The sequence below is a fragment of the Marivirga harenae genome (assembly GCF_030534335.1).
GTDB classification, from domain to species: Bacteria; Bacteroidota; Bacteroidia; order Cytophagales; family Cyclobacteriaceae; genus Marivirga; species Marivirga harenae.
Window position 1 is genome coordinate 2,567,261 of record NZ_CP130565.1, and the last position, 18,400, is coordinate 2,585,660.

The window sequence follows — 18,400 nt, forward strand, 5'->3', positions numbered from 1 at the left end:
TTCCTTTCTTATGTGTTTGAATTTTTCATAATTAAAATACTATTTTTGCGTTCAACGAACATAACTAACCATAAAATTCTGAATGTCCATTCTCGTTACGGGTCTTATTAAAAAATTTGGAGCTCAAACTGCTGTAAATGATGTTTCCTTTGAAATCAAAAAGGGAAATATTGTGGGATTCTTGGGGCCCAATGGTGCTGGGAAATCCACCACCATGAAAATGATTACAGGAACTTTACCTGCTGATTCAGGAATTGTGGAAGTGGATGAAATTGATGTAGCTAAGCAGCCCTTAGAATTAAAAAAGCATATTGGATATCTTCCTGAACACAATCCCCTTTATTTAGATATGTATGTGCACGAATTTTTAAGATTTTGTGGAGGAATTTATGGTCTGTCTGGTAAATCGTTAAAAAATAGAGTACGGGATTTAGTTGAGCTTTGTGGATTGCAAAAAGAACAAAACAAACAAATCGCAGCCTTGTCAAAAGGATACAGACAGAGAGTAGGATTAGCTCAAGCTTTAGTACATGACCCTTCTGTTTTGATTCTGGATGAACCGACCACGGGCTTAGACCCGAATCAGATTATTGAAATTAGGAACTTGATATTATCAATTAGTCAAGATAAAACGGTTTTGTTGAGTACGCATATCATGCAAGAAGTGCAAGCACTTTGCAATAGAGCTATCATCATCAAAGAGGGAAAGCTGGTGGCTGATCAATTAGTGAGCGAATTAACAAATGAAAAGGAGAAGTTTACTATAAGAATTGAATTAGAAAGTAAGGCTGATTTATCTTACTGGACTACTCAAGAAGAAGTGATCATTGTAAAACTTGTAACAGAAACTGAATATTTATTGGAAACTTCCAAAGATATTAGGAAAGATATCCTCAGCTGGGCTAGTCAAAATGATGTCGATTTAGTCGGGATTTCATTAGAAAAAGGCAATATGGAAGAAGTCTTTCACAAACTCACCCAAAATAGCTGAGCGTATGTGGAGTATTTTTAGCAAAGAAATCAATAGCTTTTTAAATTCCCTCATTGCTTATCTGGTGATGAGTGTTTTTTTGGTCAGCATGGGTTTGCTGGTTTGGGTTTTCCCCGATACTGCCATCTTTGAATATGGTTATGCCGATATGGGCATCTTTTTCAATTTGGCGCCTTATGTTTTGATGTTCCTGATTCCAGCCATTACTATGAAAGCTTTGGCTGAAGAATCGAAAAGCGGGACTTTTGAATTGCTAATGACTAAACCCATCACGGAACTAAAATTGTTATTGGGTAAATTTATAGCAGGCTTAGTGCTTGTGGTGATTTCGTTGCTTCCCACTTTGGTGTATTATTTCTCTTTATCCTATTTAAGTAATCCCGTTGGAAATATCGACTCAGCGGGTATCGTGGGTGCTTATATTGGTTTATTATTTTTAGCATCAGCTTATACCGGAATTGGGATTTTTGCTTCTTCTTTATCGGAAAATCAAATCGTGGCGTTTATCATTGCCGTTTTCATTAGTTTTATTGCATTTATAGGCTTTTCATCTGTAGCGGATTTATCAGTTTTTGCTAATTCAGCTTTGCAAATTGAAAAAATAGGTATGTTGTCGCATTATGATGCATTAGGCAAAGGCGTAATTGATTTTCGTGATGTGATCTATTTTGTATCCATTACAGCATTGTTTTTAGGGGCTACTTTGTGGGTTTTAAAATTGAGAAAATGGAATTCCTAAAGCATAAATCAACAGAATATACGCTAAAATTTTTAATCATTATTACTTTGGTGATATTGGTAAACTTGGCTGTACGTCATCAGATTTTTCGTTATGATATGACGGAAGAAAAGCGTTATTCCATGAATGATGCAACGATCAGTATGTTGCAAAATTTAAAAGAGCCTGTTTATGTGGAGGTCTATTTGGCGGGTGATATCAATGCGGAATTCACACGTTTGCAAACAGCAGTAAAACAGACGTTGGAGCAATTCAAAACTTACGCTTACGGAAATTTACAGTACAGTTTCGTCAATCCTGATGAGGCCAGCACAGCCAATTCAAGAAATGAATTTTATCGCTATTTAGTGGATAAAGGGATTCAGCCTACCACAGTTTATGATAGTGAGGAAGGTAGGAAATCGCAGAAATTGATATTCCCCGGTGCAGAAATTACTTATGGTGGAAGAAGTTTACCTGTTATTCTATTGAATGGAAATAATGCATCAGGTGCTGGTCAAGCGATTACCCAATCTATAGAAAATTTAGAATTTGAGTTAGCTTCTACTATCAAAAGTCTGTCGAATTCTGAAAGAAAAAGTGTGGCATTATATCAAGGGGAGGGCTCACCTTCAATGGAGGTTTTAAATGGGTTGAACGAAGTAGTAAGTACAAAATATGATTTTATTCCAGTCGGGAATACTGCAAGATTATCAAATTTTGATGCCGTAATTTTTGTCAAACCATCAGAAGACTTTAGTAATTCAGAGTTATATGACATCGACCAATACATTATGAATGGCGGGAAAGGCTTGTTTTTTATGGATGGCTTGATGATGGATATAGATTCTATTAAGGATTATGGCGCTATGGCTCTACCCATTGAAACGGGATTGGATGATTTATTATTCAAATATGGGGTGAGAGTGAATAATGATATTTTACAGGATGTCAATAGCGGGAATTTTCCAATTGTAACAGGGAATTTAGGACAAGATCCGCAGATTCAGTTATTACCATGGCCTTATTATATCATTTTAAATAAATATGCTGAACACCCGATTGTACGCAATTTGAATGCAGTCTACGGAAAATTTGTAAGTTCAATCGATACCGTAGCTTCAACTGGCATTCAAAAAACACCCTTGCTTTTTACTTCTGATTACACGAGAAGGTTAAAAGGTCCCCTTCATATCAGTTTTGAAAATTTAAAAGAAGATATGAAACCGGAAAATTTCAATTTGAAGAATGTTCCAGTTGCTTATTTATTGGAAGGAGAATTCACTTCTGCTTATCAAAATCGGTTACCACCTGAAGGCAAAAATGAATCTGCCAGAAAAAGTATAAGTGTTGAGAATTCAATTATAGTGGCTTCTGATGGTGATTTGTTATTGAGTGAAATCAATAAACAGAACGGACAAGCCTTTCCTTTGGGGGTTGATCCTTATGCTAAACATCCATCAAATTTCGCTAATGACCAGTTAATTCTCAATATGTTAAATTATTTATTGGATGAGGATGGTTTGATTATTTCCAGAAATAAAGAATTGAAGATTAGACCTTTGGATAAGGTTAAAGTGGCTGAAGACAAAGTTTGGCTACAATTCATTAACGTGGCACTTCCAATCCTTTTGATAGTGGTGTTCGGTGTTTTAAGATATTATTGGAGGAAGAGAAAATATGCAAAGTTCAATGGCTAAGCTTCAATTAAGGAAAAATATTGTCTTATTATCTGTGTGGCTAGGCTTAGTGGTTTTGTCTGTTTTAGCCTACAGTTACAATCCCTATGAGAGAAAATCCACTTCTTTTGATAAGGATTTGTTTGCTGTTGATAATGCTAATCAATCCATTTCCAGAATAGAATTGAGTACAGTGAATTTCAAAAACACTTTGGAAAGGAATGGCAATTCATGGACAGTCAATGAAAGGTATTTATTGGATGCCTCCATGCAGCAGGTGTTTTTTAAACTGTTGGAGCAAGTCAGTGTACAAAGGCCGATTAATAGTGAGAACTCAGGCAAAATCAAGCAAAATGTTTTGGATTCAGGGGTTCAGGTTAATATCTATGGAAATGAAGGGATTCTGAAATCTTATACTGTAGGTGGAGATTTCACAGCCATGCAAAGCTATTTTGTAAAAGGGGAGGAAGTTTATCTCATGCAATTGCCGGGATACCAAAGCTATGTAGCTGGAATTTATGAAGTGCCAGAAAATGACTGGCGCGATCGTGTGATTTTTGACGGTATTTGGCAGGATATGGTCAGTTTGAAAATTAACAGACCGAAAAAAGAAGCAATAGAATTCAAATATCAAGATAGATTATTACGCATACAAAATCAACAAGCCGATACTGCTGAAGTGATGAATTTCGTAGAGCGATTTAATTACTTTTTTGTGGATCAATTCCTACCCAAAGACCACATCGCTTTAGAACGAAAAGAAAGTTTCGATAATGCCGGTACTATAGAAATTGAAGGCTTGGATAAAGACAAAAGTTTGAAACTTGAACTTTTTAAAAATCCTGAATTCAATGCCTATTTGGTTCGTATCAATGGTAAAGAATGGGCGGCAATTCGAAATGAGCGAATGGAGAAGATTTGGATAGAGTTGGAGAAGTTGTTGTGAATTAGGAAAAACTGACAAAAGACAATATGCAGTTGACAAACTGCTAACTTCAAACTTCCCGCTACCGACTTTTCCCTACCATTTAAGAATTTTTTATTGCTTAATGCACTATAAAGTATAGATTTGCAAATTAATTTTTAACTTTGTTGGTAATACAAAATCAAGAAGTTTATAGCTAAGCTTTTGGAAGATTTTAAAAGCGAGCCCTAAATAAAAAACTATGAAATTTTTAGTATCCTCATCTGCATTATTAAAGCAAATTTCATCCATCAATGGGGTGATTTCAACCAACCCGATGGTCCCAATATTAGAGAATTTCTTATTCGAAATTCAAGATGGTCTATTGACTATCACAGCTTCGGATTTGCAGACTTCCATGATTACTGAGATTGATGTGGAATCATCTGAAAACGGTAGCATAGCAGTTCCGGCTCGAATTTTAATGGATACTTTGAAAAACCTTCCAGAGCAGCCCGTGACTTTCTCTATTGATGAGGAAACTTACAGCATTGAAATTAGCTCTGATAATGGTCGGTATAAATTAGCAGGTGAAAATGCTACGGATTTCCCTAAAGTGCAGGAAGTTGAAAACCCTGATACAGTAGATATTTCAGCAGATGTTTTAGCTACGGCTATTAACCATACTATTTACGCCACAAGCAATGACGAATTACGTCCGGCTATGGGTGGCGTTTATGTTAAATTTGATGAAACGAATACCACTTTCGTTGCCACAGATGGTAATCGATTAATTCGTTATAGAAGGGTTGATGTAGCTTCTGATTCAGGGACAGGCATCATTATCCCTAGAAAAGCTTTGTCTTTATTGAAGAACAGCTTGCCAGCTGAGAATGTGAACGTAGCAGTGGAATTTAATATGTCCAATGCTTATTTCAAATTCAATAATATCAAATTGATTTGTCGATTGGTAGATGAGCGTTTCCCTGATTATGAAAATGTAATTCCTGCTGAAAACAATATCAAATTGACCATCAACCGTCAAGAGTTTATGTCCTCTTTGAGAAGGATCAGCATCTATGCTAATAAAACGACTCACCAAGTACGTTTGAAAATTAACGGAAGCGAATTGCAAATCTTTGCTGAAGATTTAGACTTCTCTAATGAAGCAAGCGAAATTATGGCATGTGACCATCAAGGTGATGATATTGAAATTGGCTTTAACGCTAAGTTTTTAATTGAAATGCTAAATAACTTAGACAGTAAGGAAGTAAGCATTGATATGTCAGCACCAAACAAAGCAGGTTTATTATTTCCTTCTGATATGGACGAGAATGAAGATATTTTATTATTGGTAATGCCAGTGATGTTGAATAATTACGTTTAAAATTAAAAAAAAGACTTAAAAATATTTGAACCTCTGGGAGTTAATCTCAGAGGTTTTTTGTCTCAAATAATTGGTCTTTTGTTTTTAGTTTCAAATAAGTAACAAAATCTCATAAAATAGGATGTAATTTTCAGTAAGATATTCAATCTATTAAAAATATAATTATTTGAATCAATATTCTTCTTAATTCCTTTAAAGCTTTTTTTGGTATTAGTATCTTAATTTTTAATGTCGTAACATCAAACTAAATACTAAATATTTTATGTAATTTATTTTGCTTTTACATTTTTTTTTTTTTTGATTTATAACATCAATTCAAAAATACTATTGAAAAATGGTATGGCTGGAAAGTTGTTAGTGCTAGCGAAAGCAGCCTTTTGACCAAACCTACAAAGTGGAAAATATTGACTTGGACTCACCTAAGTGTTTTCATTTCAGATAGATTTTCGTTTCAAGTTTTTAGTAGTGGTGGAGGATTGTCTTAAATAAATTTTAACAATTAATAATATTTATTATGCAAAAGAAAAGAATGAGATTATTTGCAATTTCAAGCATGGCTGTTTTTTTATTTGGAATATTCTTAACATTAAAACCGCATGACAGTCAGGCTTGGGCGAGAGGAAAATGGATGAATGTTTATGGTGGAAATTCCACTCCTTCATATCAAGAATGTGCAAGTGCATTAGCTAACAGATGTATAACAGGCGATATAAGATCATTGCCAGAAAAACAGCTTGCACCGTAATGATGAATAAGTTATATACTTTAATTATAAAAGCTACATATTTTTATGTAGCTTTTATTAATATTGGTTGTACTTCAAATAGCCTAGATAGTGAATTTTTAGTTTCCAAGAGGATAAATTATTCTGATTCATTATATATTTCTTTAAAAGATAGTGTAACTTTTTCAATTCCAAATAATATTCCTTCAGAGCTGTTTTTTTTTACTTTACAAGGTAGCCAGTTATATGGGCTGTCTTTTATAAATCCATATTCAATTTATACATTGGATTTAAATGATGGTGAAGTAGATGAATTTTTTAAACTAGAACCAGAACATCAACATTTTAAGATAAAGCAATATTTCATAAATGATACAATTGTGGCAGTAATTTCTGAATTTGGTGAAATAATGGAGTTTAATTTACAAACTGACTCATATGAATATTTTAGGGTTAAAGATGAAACTGGATATCCCTCTACACATGGCTTTGTTACCCCCTTTTTAAGAGTTCCTCCCAATTTGTACTTAATTGAGAATAGCTATTATTTTAATGTTTATCCTTTAGGATACTTTGATAATTATAGTGAGTCAGAAAAATTAGAAAGTCCTTTGTTAGCAAGTATTAATAGGGAAAGTCAAAATTTGTCTTTTAAGTTAGTTCCAACAGGTATTATGGATAAAATTCAAAGCACGTACTATCCATACGATTTAAGTTTCCCGTATTTAACATACTTAAAAAATTCTTTTTTTATTTCTTATCCTATGAGTCATCAAATTTTTAAATATGACACGTCTTTTCAAATTCTTGATCAGTTTCAAATTTCTCCGTCAAGGAGAGTAAAACTACCAAAACCTATGGAGTTTAAAAAAATATTAGATGAAAGGTATTTACAAGAATATAGAATGAAAACTCCATATTACTCTAAAATAAATTATCATTCTGATATTAATGTTATGAGTAGAGTTTTTTACAGTCAAAATAGCATTAATACAGTCAATGGGAAATATGAAATAAAATATGGCGATATAAATATTATTTTCTTTAATGATAAGGGAATAATTTTAAAAGAATTTAAGTTGGATAGAAATAAGGATTTATTAGCAGTGGAAAGTAATTCGAATGAGTTAATAATTTTAAAACGAAAGAAAGAAAATGAATTACAAGCGATTAAATATAATATTGAGTTTATTAACAATTAGTCTGTTTTTTACCTGTTGTGACAATAAGGATGTAAAATTTGAAACAAATTTATCTTATTATTTGGAACAAGTTTATAATATTCCATTATCAGATTTAGAAAATAAAAAATGTTTGTTTTATAACGTATTTTCATGTAGTTCATGTTTTGAAATTAATCCAGAATTAGCAAGTGAATTGGAAGTTGATTTTTTATTTGTAGTTGGCGAGAAATCTAATATTCATTTAGAGCATATCTCATTGGTGAAAAGTAATGCCAAATTATTTTTTGATGAAAAAAAGGAGGTTTTTAATTATGATTTAATAATTCCAAAGCCACTTTATTTTACATTTCAAGATAGTCAAATTAAATATGTTTTTTTAGAGGATAAAGTTTATGAAAAGAATATTCTTAATTTATAGTTATGTGTCAATATCTTTGATAATGGTGCACAGTTCTGTTTTTAGTCAGGAGATTGAAAATATGGAGGAATTATATTTTGCACATGATTTTTATAATGTAAAAAAAATATATTTTCTGAATAATGAACTTTCATTAGGTCTTCAGTTTAAAGAAGGGGGGTACGATATTTTAATACTAAATAAAGAAAACATTAATCAAAAGAATTTTAAAATATCAGACTTATTTGATAATGGATTTAATCAAGGGCGAATAAGGTTATATGATGTATGGCAAAATAATGATAGTTCTTTTGTTTTATCTACAGCTATGGGTGATTTTGAATTGAACTCAAGCGATATTTCTATTATTAATAGGGATTTTCAAGATTTGAAATATTTAAATACTACTAGTGTTAACGCTTATAAAACTCCTTTTCTTACTGTAGGCTATGATTTGATTCAAAGTAGAGCAATAAAAAAGAAGTATGGATTGCCGCAATTCACATTGGTAACTAAAGAATCTGATAAAATAATTTTTGATAAACCTGAAAGAGTATTTGAAACTATCGATACTTATTTTGACTTAAAGGATTGGAATATTTTTTATGATAGAGATCGGCTTTTCACTCCATTTATTGATGTGGTAAGTGATAAAGAGTTGTTAATTAACTATCCGAAGTTTAGAAAGGCTACATATTATCATTATGAAAGGGGGAGTATTGATTTTTATTTTGATATAGATGATCTTAATAATAGAATAGAAAGCTTTTATTTATTTTATGATTCAAGAGCAAAATATTTCTTAGCAAGCGTAAAAATAGATGATATCTATAAACTTTTTATCTATAATAATGAGGAGAATGATTTTGTTTATTGGGATGAAATGACCCATCAACCATTAGGTATTAACTCTATCGGAGTTTATTATCAAATTAAAGTTCCCAAATCTAATAAAACTAATCATTATATTAAGAGGTTTGAGAAACTTAATTCATATAAAATCCTATTGGATGAGATATATATATCACCCGATAATTAAATTTTAATTTGTGAATTTACAAACTAGGTAAGATCTTTCAAAGAGGACTAATTTTTCAGGATTACCTGATTGAATTGAAGGCATATACTTATTTTAATGTAAGTTTTTTGCTATTTTGATTTTATTTTTAGTGAAAATATAATTTTACATTTTTCTTATTGTAAGTGAAGATTAATAAATTTATTTATTATGAGCGTTTCTATTTTTTTTACATCCTTAGAGCGCAAAAGCTCAGAAGTTTTTTTTCCTATCATCGGGATTTTATGCACGGGCATAGGTTCTAGAAATTGAATTTCAGTGCCGGGTAGGATTTGCCGGGTATTATTGGGTTTTGCTTCTCCCGTAGCCACTTTCGATACCATTTTATTCTGTGAAAGCCCCATGCTGATGGGCAATCCGCTTTCATTAATGATTTTCTTCCGCAACTCTTTTACCCATTCAGAGCATCCAAAATACCTGTCCATTCCGCTTACGTCCAGATAGAACTTATCTACAGAAGCCTTTTCGAAAAGAGGGGATTCACTCTTAATAATTTCAGTGACTAACTTAGAGTAGTAGCTATAATTATTCATATCTCCCGAAATCACATTGGCTTCAGGGCAAAGCGATAAAGCCGATTTCATGGGCATGGCAGAATGCACGCCATGTGTGCGGTTCTCGTAACTGCAGGCCGCTACCACGACTCTGTGTCCACCTCCCACAATAACAGGCTTACCATTCAGACTTGAATCTAAAAGGCGTTCAACAGACACAAAGAAAGTGTCCATATCTAAATGAATGATGGATCTGATGGTATTTTCTCGCATAAAACTAAAATATTTAGCCTTTATTTGGCTTTTATTTTTTAAAATACTAAATTTAGCAACACAATTACTAAAATATATAGTAAAAAAGTTGAATAAGCTCTTTTTGTATGATAAATGTTTAGCAAATGGATGTAAAAATTAAGTTGTCGAGTAAGCGCTTAAACTCAGGACGGTGTCAGGTCCATTTTCAGGTAAAGGCTAGAGCCGGTAATAGTAGTTGGTATGGCTATACTTTGGCCGAACCAAATGATACGGTAAGCGAAGTAGTAAGCAGAATAAGGAATCGTTTCAGTGGAGCAGAAGATAAGATTTCTTTACATCAAAAGGTCTTGTATCATATGAATGAGCAGAATAGGGTCAGGGATGACTTGATGATTTTTAGAGCTCCAACCCCCTAAATCCCCCTAAATCCCCCAAAAGCCCCCTAACCTCCAATGCGGGAATTGGGTAGAAGAAGAATGGAAGAGTTCTGTGCAGTTGATTAGGTTTGTACCGAAAGTCAGTCCGAAAACAGCTAAGAAAAAGATAAAAGTGAAAAGACGATGTGTTAATTTTGAAATAATATATAAATAAGTAGAAATTGAGTATTGAATCTTGTTATTTTACTTTCCTAGATACTTGATACTTTCTTCTTGATAATAAAAAAATGAGCTTGGTTAATAATAATATTAAATATCTCCGAAAGGAGAAGGGCTGGACACAGCAGGACTTGGCTGATGAACTGGGAGTGAAGCGTCCGCAGATTGGTTCCTACGAAGAGGGCAGGGCAGACCCTAGAATTCAGACCTTATTAAAATTATCTGAACTTTTTAATGTAAGTGTGGATGATTTACTGGGGAAAGACTTGTCCAGTCCGATGGTGGTCACTAAGAAACCAACCAAAGTGTTGGCTATTACGGTGGACAGTCAAGAACGTGAAAATATTGAATTGGTGCCCCAGAAGGCTTCTGCTGGATATACCAATGGCTATGCGGATCCGGAATATTTGCAAGAACTTCCTCGCTTCCAATTGCCAAATTTACCTCGCAACAGCTCCTACAGAGCTTTTGAAATCAGTGGCGATTCCATGCTCCCTTTAGAGCCGGGTACTATAATCATAGGCGAATATGTAGAGGGATCGGAGTCAATTCGAAATGGCAAAACCTATGTTATCGTAAGTGAGCAAGAAGGAGTGGTTTATAAAAGAGTCTTTAATTATGCCGATGAAAAGGGTGTGCTGTTTATGGTTTCTGATAATACGGTCTATTCTCCTTACGAAATTCCAGTAGATAGTGTAATGGAAATTTGGGAGGCTAAAGCATTTATTAGCACTCAGTTTCCTGATGTGAAAAATGGTGATAAGCCTCCGATGAGCTTGAGGGAGTTAACTGATATCGTCTTGGAAATTAAAGAGGAAGTTACGAAGTTGAAAAAATGAAAGCACGAGCTGGAGAGCTCGTACTAGCTATTTGAGGGCAACAGATGTACTGGAAAATTGATGGAGACACCTTCTTCGTACGTATTATTCCAAATTCGGGCTGAATCACATTTTCTCAACACTTCATTAATCTAAAATTAAGCTTTCAAAGCCGCTACCCCAGGTAATTCCTTGCCTTCCATATATTCAAGTAAAGCGCCACCACCAGTTGATACGTAACTGACTTTATCGCCATAGCCTAAGCTATTAACTGCAGCGGCAGAATCTCCTCCGCCAATTAGTGAGAATGCCCCGTTTTCGGTAGCTTTTACTACAGATTCAGCTATCGATTTCGTTCCTTTTGCAAAATTCTCCATTTCGAAAACGCCCATAGGGCCGTTCCAAAGGATAGTTTTTGATTCTTCTACTGTTTTTTGGAATATAGCGGTTGCTTCAGGTCCAATATCCAAGCCCATCCATCCATCTTCTATGGCGTGGTTCTGAGCTACTTTAGTATTGGCATCATTAGCGAAATTGTCTGCTACTATGGAATCAATTGGCAGTTTTAATTCTACTCCTTGTTCCTTAGCTTTTTGTATGAGTTCTTTTGCCAGATCTAATTTATCTTCTTCAACTAGGGAATTACCGATTTTACCTCCCATCGCTTTAAAGAATGTATAAGACATGCCACCACCAATAATCAGGTTGTCAACTTTGCTTAACAATTTTTCAATGATGAGGATTTTATCGGAAATTTTAGCTCCTCCCATGATAGCGGTATAAGGCTTGTCTGCTTTTTCTAAAACCTTATCAGCATTTTCGATTTCAGCTGCCATAACAAAACCTGCCATTTTATCTTCAAAGAACTTTGCTACCACAGTAGTGGATGCATGTGCACGGTGTGCAGTGCCAAATGCATCGTTCACGTATACATCACCTAGCTTTGAAAGTGATTTTGCAAAAGCTTCATCGCCTTTTGTCTCACCCTCATGAAAACGAACATTTTCCAAAAGTAAAACCTCTCCGTTTTGCAAACTATCGACAGCTGACTCGGCCTTATCACCAATTGTCTCCTCGCTAAAGTGAACTGTGGCACCATAAGCTTTTTCCAAGTCGCTAACAATATGTTGTAAAGAGAATTTGTTTTCGGGACCATTTTTTGGCCTGCCTAAATGAGACATTAGAACAGCCTTCCCTCCATCTCCTAATACTTTTTTGATGGTTGGGATAGTAGCTTTTATTCTTGTGTCATCAGTTACCTGAAAATCTTTATTTAATGGGACATTTAAATCGACTCTTATTAGTGCGGTTTTGTTTTCGAACGAAAAATCATTTACGGTTTTCATTGACTTATAATTATGGTTACAAATTTATATTTTTACAGCTGCTCTTTGCAGTCTATCATTTATGGCTTTTCCAAGGCCAGTCTGGGGTACTTTTTCAGTAATTATCAAATCTACATTACTCTCATCTAATTTACGAAGATGGGAAAATAAGTTTTTAGCGGCTTCATGCATGTTGCCAGTGGCTGATAACGATAATGACATATCAACTCCTTCATAAAAATTGCTAAATGAGAGAGTTCCGATTCTCAGTTTAGAATACTTTTTAATTAATGATTTGATGTCACCCAGAATAATATCCTTTCTTGGTGCGTAATGGCTTTTAAGCATGCCGGGTGCATCTGGTTTGGAACTTGAATGTGGAAGTATTGTTACCTCACCAACGACCTTTTTAATTTCGTCCACTTCCAAACCACCCAATCGATAAATAATTGTTTTTCCTTTTTCAAACCCCACGATTGTTGATTCTATTCCTACTTCACTGAGTTCGCCTTCTAAGATATAGGGTATTTTATCCCCGAGTTGTTTTTGTACATGCTCTGATGTAGTTGGACTTATGTAGCCAAAAGGATTGGCACTAGGAGCTGCTAAAGGGTAGTCCAATAATTTAAGAAGATTTAACGTTTTGGGATGATTAGGAATTCTAAATGCTACTCTATCTAAACCAGAACATGTTAAATCTGGAATCAGATGGTTTCTTTCCAGCAATATTGTTAATGGTCCAGGCCAAAATGCATTCATCAATTTATAGGCATTGTCAGGAACGCCTTTAACATATTTTTTTACGGTTTCAATGCTGTCGGTATGAAGAATAAGCGGATCAAAATGCGGGCGGTTCTTAACCTCGAAAATTTGGCTAACGACTTCTGCCTTCAAACCATTGCCTGCCAAACCGTATACCGTTTCAGTAGGTAAGCCAATGAGCTTATTGGCATCGAGAAAGACTTTTGCCCTGATAATATCGCTATTGATTTCTGCCATAATTCCAGATGCGAATTTAAGTTAATTTTTTATTCATACCACGGATTTGTAAATTGAGAATGATATATTTATAATTGAAAGCACCAAAACAAAATCTAATGAGCAGAAAATCAAGAAATTTAATTAAGCTAGTGGCAATAATTATTGTCCTTGTGTTGGTATTTATGGAATTAGATATCATAGCTATTCCAGCATTAAACCCTTATCAATTTTGGCTTAGTATTGTAGCTTTTGGTATGGTTCTTATAAGTTCAAGATAAGTAAAAGTAAAACAGAGGAGGATAAAAAACTTGCTCCTCTGTTTGTTTATTTTCTATTCATCACAAAATTTTTCAATTGCTTCTGCTGCGTCTTGAAAGCCTCTGTTTTTTGCTTTTATTAGGTCTTCACAACCTTCTTCTTTTCGATCGGTATTAATCTTTATGAAACCACTCCAGTAGTAGTTTTCACCATTGTTAGGTGCTATTTTAATACTCAAATTCAAAAGACTATCAGCCTTATTAAAGGAACCAAATTGTAATAGAGTTTTTGCGCTATTAAGGTATGGTATATGATTATTTGGAGAAAGCTTTATAGCAAATCTATAATCTTCCAAAGCAGCATCATATTGTTTTAGTTCAAATAGTGCAGTAGCTCTATTTATGTATAGATCAGCATTATTGGCACGTAAACTGATAGCTTTGTTGTAATCTAATAAGGCATTTTCGTAATTTTTACTTTCTAAATGCACATTTCCCCTGTTATAATACGGCTTATAATTCAAAGAATCAATTTCTAAAGATCGTGAAAAATCTTCTATCGCCTTTGAATAATCTAATAATTGTAAGTGTGCAACGCCTCTAATATTATAGGCTTCGGCATTATCATTATTTTTAGAAATGACTCTGTTTAAGTAGCTAATTGCTTCTTTGTAGTTTTCGGATTGCATATTTTTTCTGCTTTCCGCAATTAGTTCTTCTTCTGATGGACTACATGAGAATAGAATTATTGAAGTAATTATCAGTACGATGGTGTTAAATTTGAACATGTGTCTATACAATTAATGTTGTAAAATATAAAAAACCTTACATGAATGACTTAAATGGTGTTTGTGCTATTTAGGTTTAAAAAAAGCGTTTTACATTTGTATTAAGCTTTACGATTCATTTATTCAAATGGGCGTAATTTTAAGGTTGATAGTTTACCCCGGTTTGGTTCACCGGGGTTTTTTTATGACCTATTAATTCTTTCCACATTGTCGAATTCCATTATAAAATCATTACCAAATGCCTGAGCTGGAGTCAAATAGCCTTTTAGTTTGGTGTTCTCTAATTTTAATGCAGAAGCTAACGCTGTTTTGGCTGTTAAAAAATAAGCCTCTGGAGTAATTAATTCTGCTGAAAAGCTACTTCCGTCTTTATCTGCTACTGTTCCATAAATATAGGTTTTTCCTTTTTCTAATTCTTCCTTGTTAGGTCCTGAAACTGAATTTTCAATTTTTCTTCGAACAATCTTTTGTATCCAAGTAATACCTAAAAGAAACTTTAAGGTTTTAAACTTTCTGATTTTACTAATTATTTTAGGACTTGCCCCACTAAAGACTTTAATAGTTGGGATTTCAGTCTGATGATAACTAGTCATGAGGTCACCCCAAGGGATAGTCATGCAAGTTTGATATCTGTGTGAGAATTTAAATTCTTTAACTTCATAGGCAAGAGGGACGTTTTTTATTAAGCCGTTCTCGCGAATGAAGCCCCCTTTAGATACGTTCTTTGCCATTGTGACAGCAGTTCCTCTTGACATTCCTGTTTTTGAACCCACAAATGCCAGTTCAAGCGAGCTAGCTGTGGGCATCTTTTCTTTAAGATAGCCGGCCAAACAGTCGGTTGGGACTACATCAAATCCTACTCCTGGAATAAGCGTAATGCCAGCTTGTTCTGCCTCCTTATGATACTTCATGATATCTTCGAAAACCCAAATTTCCCCAGTAATATCAAGGTAGTTTGTTTTGGATTTTAGACAAGCTTCAACCATTGGTATTGCAGTTTCAGAAAAAGGGCCTGCACAATGAATCACTGTATGGAATTCTTTTAGCAATTCTTCTAGCTTGCTTTTATCATTTAATTCGCAAATATGATAAGGCAATCCAGTATCCAGTGAAAGTGTTTCAATCGCTTTTTTATTTCTTCCAGCCAACTCAACATAAACCCCAGCATTTTTAGCTTCCTGGGTAATTAATTTCCCTGTATATCCGTTGGCACCATAAATTAGTATCTTATAATTCATTTAATAGAGTTCTAGTTTTGTTGACCATCCTTATAATTGATGGTTCATTCGTTAAATCTTTAACTTTACCTATTTCAATCCATTGAAAGCTGTTACTTTCAGAATTTATTTTAGTTTTTTCTTCATGGTTGCAAAAATAGGCAAATCTAACATCATAGTGGTAATGTTGTGGAACTCCTTTAAATTCTGGAATTTCATGTATATCGATATCGAAAATGCCGTGCTTTGCTAAGGCAAGATTCTTTAAACCAGTTTCTTCAAATGCCTCCTTTCTCGATACTTGCTCCAAATCGATTTCACCGTCTGCATGACCTCCTGGTTGGAGCCATTTGTTTAGTTTCTTATGGTGAAGTAAAAGTATGTTACGTGATATGGAATCAATTATCCAAGCGGATGCTGTGAAATGGGCCTGAATGTTTTGTCGGGTAAATGCGACTTCTTTTTTAGATTCAAAAAGCTGTAGCATTTTATATTTGTAATCTCTTTCCTCTTCTGTATTTGGATTGTATTGTTTTAATATCTGCATCAATAATAGATCTTGCATAAAAAAAGCCATCTTTAAAGACGGCTTTTATATAAGGAAATAGATTTATGCTATTGTAGTTCCAAGCTCAAGGTAATATTTGTTTCATCATCACCTGCTTTTGGATAAGGTGCTGAATAACTTACTGTTAAATTGCCATTTTCTTTATTAATGCTTGCAATATTGAAGTCACCACCAGGACTTAAAGTAACTACATCAAGGTTTTCATTTAAGCTGAAACTGCCGCTGGCACCTAAATCCTCATTATGATTTAAGTTAGCATCAGTAAAAGCTTGCAAACCAGAAACAGAATAAGTTTTGTTGCTACCATCAAAATTGATTGAAACGCCAGTAAGCGCATTATCCAATACATTAGCCCCTGTGATGTTCCAAGTTCCACTTAATTCTTCAAGTCTTTTTTCTTCTGCACTTGGCTCGTCATCTTTTTTACAAGAACTAAAAAGGACAACAAAAGATAGTAATAGTAAGCTTAAAAGTTTAATATTCCGTTTCATAATTAGTTAATTAATAATTTATATTCTAATGTTTAAAAGTCTGAATTATTGTTTATAATCCAATAAAAAATTTTTCTTTTTTTATTTTAATCTCCATTATTTGCTCTCAATATTAAGAATTTTATTCGTAAAAACATCATATTCTTTAGGGTCATTCGATGCAATTAGTGTAATTCTTCCCTTCCGAGTTCTGTCCAATAGATCCTTGTACCATTCGATTCCGTTTTCGTCTAAGTGTGAAGTAGGTTCATCCAAAAGGAGTAATTTTGCCTCAAACCCACAACATAATATTAATTTCACTCGCTGTTGCATACCAGATGAAAATTCTGCAATCGCTTTATTTGTGCTTTTGTGTAGGTTTGCTGCCCTAATTTCACGCTCTAAATTAAAGTCTTTTCGAAGTTTTTTGAATTTAGAGTGAAAATCTAAATGTTCTTTCAAGCTGAATTCCTCGATCAGGTTCAGATAGGGTGCAGCGATTCCAAGTAATTCATGTGTTTTCTCTTTCTCCACAAGAGTATCTTTGTCAATATATTTGACCTTTCCTTTACTTGGAGCTAAAGTACCTGCAATGATTTTTAATAAAGTGGACTTTCCACTTCCATTATGACCTGTTATTGCATATACATTATTAGAATCAAATTCATAATTAATGTTTTCGAACAATCTATTTTTAGGATACTTTTTGGAGAGCCCTTCAAGAATTAATTGCATAAAACAAGTAATTAATTTCCGTATCCCTTCATGATGCCTCTTTCCGATTTCCGTACAAAGGCAGTGATATTATCTCGTTCTTCACTGCTTCTGATTAAAGTTTCAATATTTTCAAGTGCCTCTGCATTATTTTTTCCACTCAAATAAAGGCTTCTATAAATCTCCTGTATATCATTTATTCTGTCATTGCTAAACCCCCTTCTTCGCAGACCCACGGAATTTATCCCGCAATAAGTAAGCGGCTCGCGTGCAGCTTTCACATAAGGTGGAACATCTTTTCTGACCAAGGATCCTCCCGATATCATTACATGACTCCCTATTTTTACGAATTGGTGAATTGCTGTAGCACCCCCAATAATGGCCCAGTCCTCTATTGATACATGTCCTCCTACTTGAACAGAATTTACAAGAATACAATTATCACCGATGATGCAGTCGTGCGCGATATGGACATATGCCATTATCAACGATTTAGATCCTATTTTAGTGACTTTTCGATCATTGGTTCCACGACTGATATTAACATATTCTCTAATCACCGTTTCGTCACCAATCTCTGTTGTGGTAACTTCACCCGTGAACTTTAAATCCTGGGGGACGGCTGAAATAGTGGCACCTGAATATATTTTACACTTTTTCCCTATCCTCGCTCCAGAATTAATTGTTACATTAGGTCCTATCCAAGTACCGTCTCCAATTTCTACGTCCTTATCTATAAAAGTAAAAGGCTCAATAACAACATCTTTCCCAATTTTAGCTTCAGGATGAATATAATTTAATGATTTATCCATGTATTTTTATTTTAAGCAACTATGCTTTTGATAACCTTTCGAG

Annotated in this window: 21 protein-coding genes; 12 read left to right on the forward strand and 9 right to left on the reverse strand. The window is 34.0% G+C overall.

Features of this window, described 5'->3' with window-relative positions:
* The first annotated feature begins 82 nt into the window (after nt 1–82).
* From gldA to Q3Y49_RS11160, 9 genes are all read left to right on the forward strand, one after another.
* Nucleotides 83–991 (forward strand): gliding motility-associated ABC transporter ATP-binding subunit GldA, encoded by a 909-nt coding sequence (gene gldA, locus Q3Y49_RS11120; protein ID WP_303268227.1) that lies wholly within the window; start codon nt 83–85, stop codon nt 989–991.
* 4 nt (nt 992–995) lie between these two features.
* Nucleotides 996–1,730 (forward strand): gliding motility-associated ABC transporter permease subunit GldF, encoded by a 735-nt coding sequence (gene gldF, locus Q3Y49_RS11125; RefSeq protein WP_303268228.1) that lies wholly within the window; start codon nt 996–998, stop codon nt 1,728–1,730.
* Nucleotides 1,718–3,409, forward strand: coding sequence for a gliding motility-associated ABC transporter substrate-binding protein GldG (gene gldG / locus Q3Y49_RS11130; protein WP_303268229.1), 1,692 nt, complete (start codon nt 1,718–1,720; stop codon nt 3,407–3,409). Before gldF ends, gldG begins: the two co-directional genes overlap by 13 nt.
* Nucleotides 3,402–4,334 carry a hypothetical protein gene (locus Q3Y49_RS11135; RefSeq protein ID WP_303268230.1) on the forward strand — a complete coding sequence of 311 codons (933 nt, stop codon included), beginning with the start codon at nt 3,402–3,404 and terminating at the stop codon, nt 4,332–4,334. The genes gldG and Q3Y49_RS11135 overlap by 8 nt, the downstream gene beginning before the upstream one ends.
* Nucleotides 4,335–4,554: 220 nt before the next feature.
* Nucleotides 4,555–5,679 (forward strand): DNA polymerase III subunit beta, encoded by a 1,125-nt coding sequence (gene dnaN, locus Q3Y49_RS11140; RefSeq protein ID WP_303268231.1) that lies wholly within the window; start codon nt 4,555–4,557, stop codon nt 5,677–5,679.
* A 514-nt stretch (nt 5,680–6,193) separates the two neighbouring features.
* Nucleotides 6,194–6,424 (forward strand): hypothetical protein, encoded by a 231-nt coding sequence (locus Q3Y49_RS11145; RefSeq protein WP_303268232.1) that lies wholly within the window; start codon nt 6,194–6,196, stop codon nt 6,422–6,424.
* Complete coding sequence (locus tag Q3Y49_RS11150; protein ID WP_303268233.1) at nt 6,424–7,605, forward strand: hypothetical protein; 1,182 nt, start codon at nt 6,424–6,426, stop codon at nt 7,603–7,605. Before Q3Y49_RS11145 ends, Q3Y49_RS11150 begins: the two co-directional genes overlap by 1 nt.
* Entirely contained in the window at nt 7,586–8,005 is a 420-nt protein-coding gene (locus tag Q3Y49_RS11155) for a hypothetical protein (protein ID WP_303268234.1), read from the forward strand. Before Q3Y49_RS11150 ends, Q3Y49_RS11155 begins: the two co-directional genes overlap by 20 nt.
* A gap of 61 nt (nt 8,006–8,066) precedes the next feature.
* Nucleotides 8,067–9,023, forward strand: coding sequence for a hypothetical protein (locus Q3Y49_RS11160; RefSeq protein WP_303268235.1), 957 nt, complete (start codon nt 8,067–8,069; stop codon nt 9,021–9,023).
* Between the two features lie 155 nt (nt 9,024–9,178).
* On the opposite strand, the gene Q3Y49_RS11165 is transcribed toward Q3Y49_RS11160, so the two are convergent.
* Nucleotides 9,179–9,829, reverse strand: coding sequence for a DNA polymerase Y family protein (locus Q3Y49_RS11165; RefSeq protein WP_367892449.1), 651 nt, complete (start codon nt 9,827–9,829; stop codon nt 9,179–9,181).
* A 125-nt stretch (nt 9,830–9,954) separates the two neighbouring features.
* On the opposite strand from Q3Y49_RS11165, the gene Q3Y49_RS11170 reads away from it, so the two are divergent.
* Nucleotides 9,955–10,227, forward strand: coding sequence for a hypothetical protein (locus tag Q3Y49_RS11170; RefSeq protein ID WP_303268236.1), 273 nt, complete (start codon nt 9,955–9,957; stop codon nt 10,225–10,227).
* 248 nt (nt 10,228–10,475) lie between these two features.
* Entirely contained in the window at nt 10,476–11,246 is a 771-nt protein-coding gene (locus Q3Y49_RS11175; protein ID WP_303268237.1) for a LexA family transcriptional regulator, read from the forward strand.
* A 137-nt stretch (nt 11,247–11,383) separates the two neighbouring features.
* Here the strand turns inward: Q3Y49_RS11175 and Q3Y49_RS11180 are convergent, their stop codons facing one another.
* Both Q3Y49_RS11180 and Q3Y49_RS11185 read right to left on the reverse strand, forming a co-directional pair.
* A complete protein-coding gene (locus Q3Y49_RS11180; RefSeq protein WP_303268238.1) occupies nt 11,384–12,571 on the reverse strand; it encodes a phosphoglycerate kinase in 1,188 nt (395 codons plus the stop codon).
* 24 nt (nt 12,572–12,595) lie between these two features.
* A complete protein-coding gene (locus tag Q3Y49_RS11185) occupies nt 12,596–13,549 on the reverse strand; it encodes an L-threonylcarbamoyladenylate synthase (RefSeq protein ID WP_303268239.1) in 954 nt (317 codons plus the stop codon).
* A gap of 98 nt (nt 13,550–13,647) precedes the next feature.
* Between Q3Y49_RS11185 and Q3Y49_RS11190 the strand changes: the two genes are divergently transcribed.
* Nucleotides 13,648–13,809, forward strand: coding sequence for a hypothetical protein (locus tag Q3Y49_RS11190; protein ID WP_303268240.1), 162 nt, complete (start codon nt 13,648–13,650; stop codon nt 13,807–13,809).
* Between the two features lie 53 nt (nt 13,810–13,862).
* Here Q3Y49_RS11190 and Q3Y49_RS11195 read toward each other — a convergent pair whose 3' ends face one another.
* From Q3Y49_RS11195 to lpxA, 6 genes are all read right to left on the reverse strand, one after another.
* Nucleotides 13,863–14,576 (reverse strand): tetratricopeptide repeat protein, encoded by a 714-nt coding sequence (locus Q3Y49_RS11195; protein ID WP_303268241.1) that lies wholly within the window; start codon nt 14,574–14,576, stop codon nt 13,863–13,865.
* Nucleotides 14,577–14,758: 182 nt separating this feature from the next.
* On the reverse strand, nt 14,759–15,814 hold the full coding sequence (locus Q3Y49_RS11200) for a saccharopine dehydrogenase family protein (RefSeq protein ID WP_303268243.1): 1,056 nt from the start codon (nt 15,812–15,814) through the stop codon (nt 14,759–14,761).
* Nucleotides 15,804–16,358: an NUDIX hydrolase gene (locus tag Q3Y49_RS11205; protein WP_303268245.1), complete on the reverse strand. Its 555-nt coding sequence runs from the start codon at nt 16,356–16,358 to the stop codon at nt 15,804–15,806. Before Q3Y49_RS11205 ends, Q3Y49_RS11200 begins: the two co-directional genes overlap by 11 nt.
* A 50-nt stretch (nt 16,359–16,408) precedes the next feature.
* Nucleotides 16,409–16,852, reverse strand: a complete 444-nt coding sequence (locus Q3Y49_RS11210; protein ID WP_303268246.1) for a hypothetical protein — start codon at nt 16,850–16,852, stop codon at nt 16,409–16,411.
* A 96-nt stretch (nt 16,853–16,948) separates the two neighbouring features.
* Nucleotides 16,949–17,566, reverse strand: coding sequence for an ABC transporter ATP-binding protein (locus Q3Y49_RS11215; protein ID WP_303268247.1), 618 nt, complete (start codon nt 17,564–17,566; stop codon nt 16,949–16,951).
* An 11-nt stretch (nt 17,567–17,577) separates the two neighbouring features.
* Complete coding sequence (lpxA, locus tag Q3Y49_RS11220) at nt 17,578–18,357, reverse strand: acyl-ACP--UDP-N-acetylglucosamine O-acyltransferase (protein ID WP_303268249.1); 780 nt, start codon at nt 18,355–18,357, stop codon at nt 17,578–17,580.
* Between the last annotated feature and the right edge of the window lie 43 nt (nt 18,358–18,400).

Coding starts and splice junctions, on each gene's coding strand:
- Q3Y49_RS11215 (WP_303268247.1), bottom strand. CDS start 17,566: ATGCAATTAATTCTTGAAGGGCTCTCCAAAAAGTATCCTAAAAATAGA.
- Q3Y49_RS11205 (WP_303268245.1), bottom strand. CDS start 16,358: ATGCAAGATCTATTATTGATGCAGATATTAAAACAATACAATCCAAAT.
- Q3Y49_RS11195 (WP_303268241.1), bottom strand. CDS start 14,576: ATGTTCAAATTTAACACCATCGTACTGATAATTACTTCAATAATTCTA.
- gldG (WP_303268229.1), top strand. CDS start 1,718: ATGGAATTCCTAAAGCATAAATCAACAGAATATACGCTAAAATTTTTA.
- Q3Y49_RS11160 (WP_303268235.1), top strand. CDS start 8,067: ATGGAGGAATTATATTTTGCACATGATTTTTATAATGTAAAAAAAATA.
- Q3Y49_RS11150 (WP_303268233.1), top strand. CDS start 6,424: ATGATGAATAAGTTATATACTTTAATTATAAAAGCTACATATTTTTAT.
- Q3Y49_RS11210 (WP_303268246.1), bottom strand. CDS start 16,852: ATGAAACGGAATATTAAACTTTTAAGCTTACTATTACTATCTTTTGTT.
- gldA (WP_303268227.1), top strand. CDS start 83: ATGTCCATTCTCGTTACGGGTCTTATTAAAAAATTTGGAGCTCAAACT.
- Q3Y49_RS11200 (WP_303268243.1), bottom strand. CDS start 15,814: ATGAATTATAAGATACTAATTTATGGTGCCAACGGATATACAGGGAAA.
- Q3Y49_RS11185 (WP_303268239.1), bottom strand. CDS start 13,549: ATGGCAGAAATCAATAGCGATATTATCAGGGCAAAAGTCTTTCTCGAT.
- dnaN (WP_303268231.1), top strand. CDS start 4,555: ATGAAATTTTTAGTATCCTCATCTGCATTATTAAAGCAAATTTCATCC.
- Q3Y49_RS11135 (WP_303268230.1), top strand. CDS start 3,402: ATGGCTAAGCTTCAATTAAGGAAAAATATTGTCTTATTATCTGTGTGG.
- Q3Y49_RS11170 (WP_303268236.1), top strand. CDS start 9,955: ATGGATGTAAAAATTAAGTTGTCGAGTAAGCGCTTAAACTCAGGACGG.
- Q3Y49_RS11165 (WP_367892449.1), bottom strand. CDS start 9,829: ATGCGAGAAAATACCATCAGATCCATCATTCATTTAGATATGGACACT.
- Q3Y49_RS11145 (WP_303268232.1), top strand. CDS start 6,194: ATGCAAAAGAAAAGAATGAGATTATTTGCAATTTCAAGCATGGCTGTT.
- Q3Y49_RS11190 (WP_303268240.1), top strand. CDS start 13,648: ATGAGCAGAAAATCAAGAAATTTAATTAAGCTAGTGGCAATAATTATT.
- gldF (WP_303268228.1), top strand. CDS start 996: ATGTGGAGTATTTTTAGCAAAGAAATCAATAGCTTTTTAAATTCCCTC.
- Q3Y49_RS11180 (WP_303268238.1), bottom strand. CDS start 12,571: ATGAAAACCGTAAATGATTTTTCGTTCGAAAACAAAACCGCACTAATA.
- Q3Y49_RS11175 (WP_303268237.1), top strand. CDS start 10,476: ATGAGCTTGGTTAATAATAATATTAAATATCTCCGAAAGGAGAAGGGC.
- lpxA (WP_303268249.1), bottom strand. CDS start 18,357: ATGGATAAATCATTAAATTATATTCATCCTGAAGCTAAAATTGGGAAA.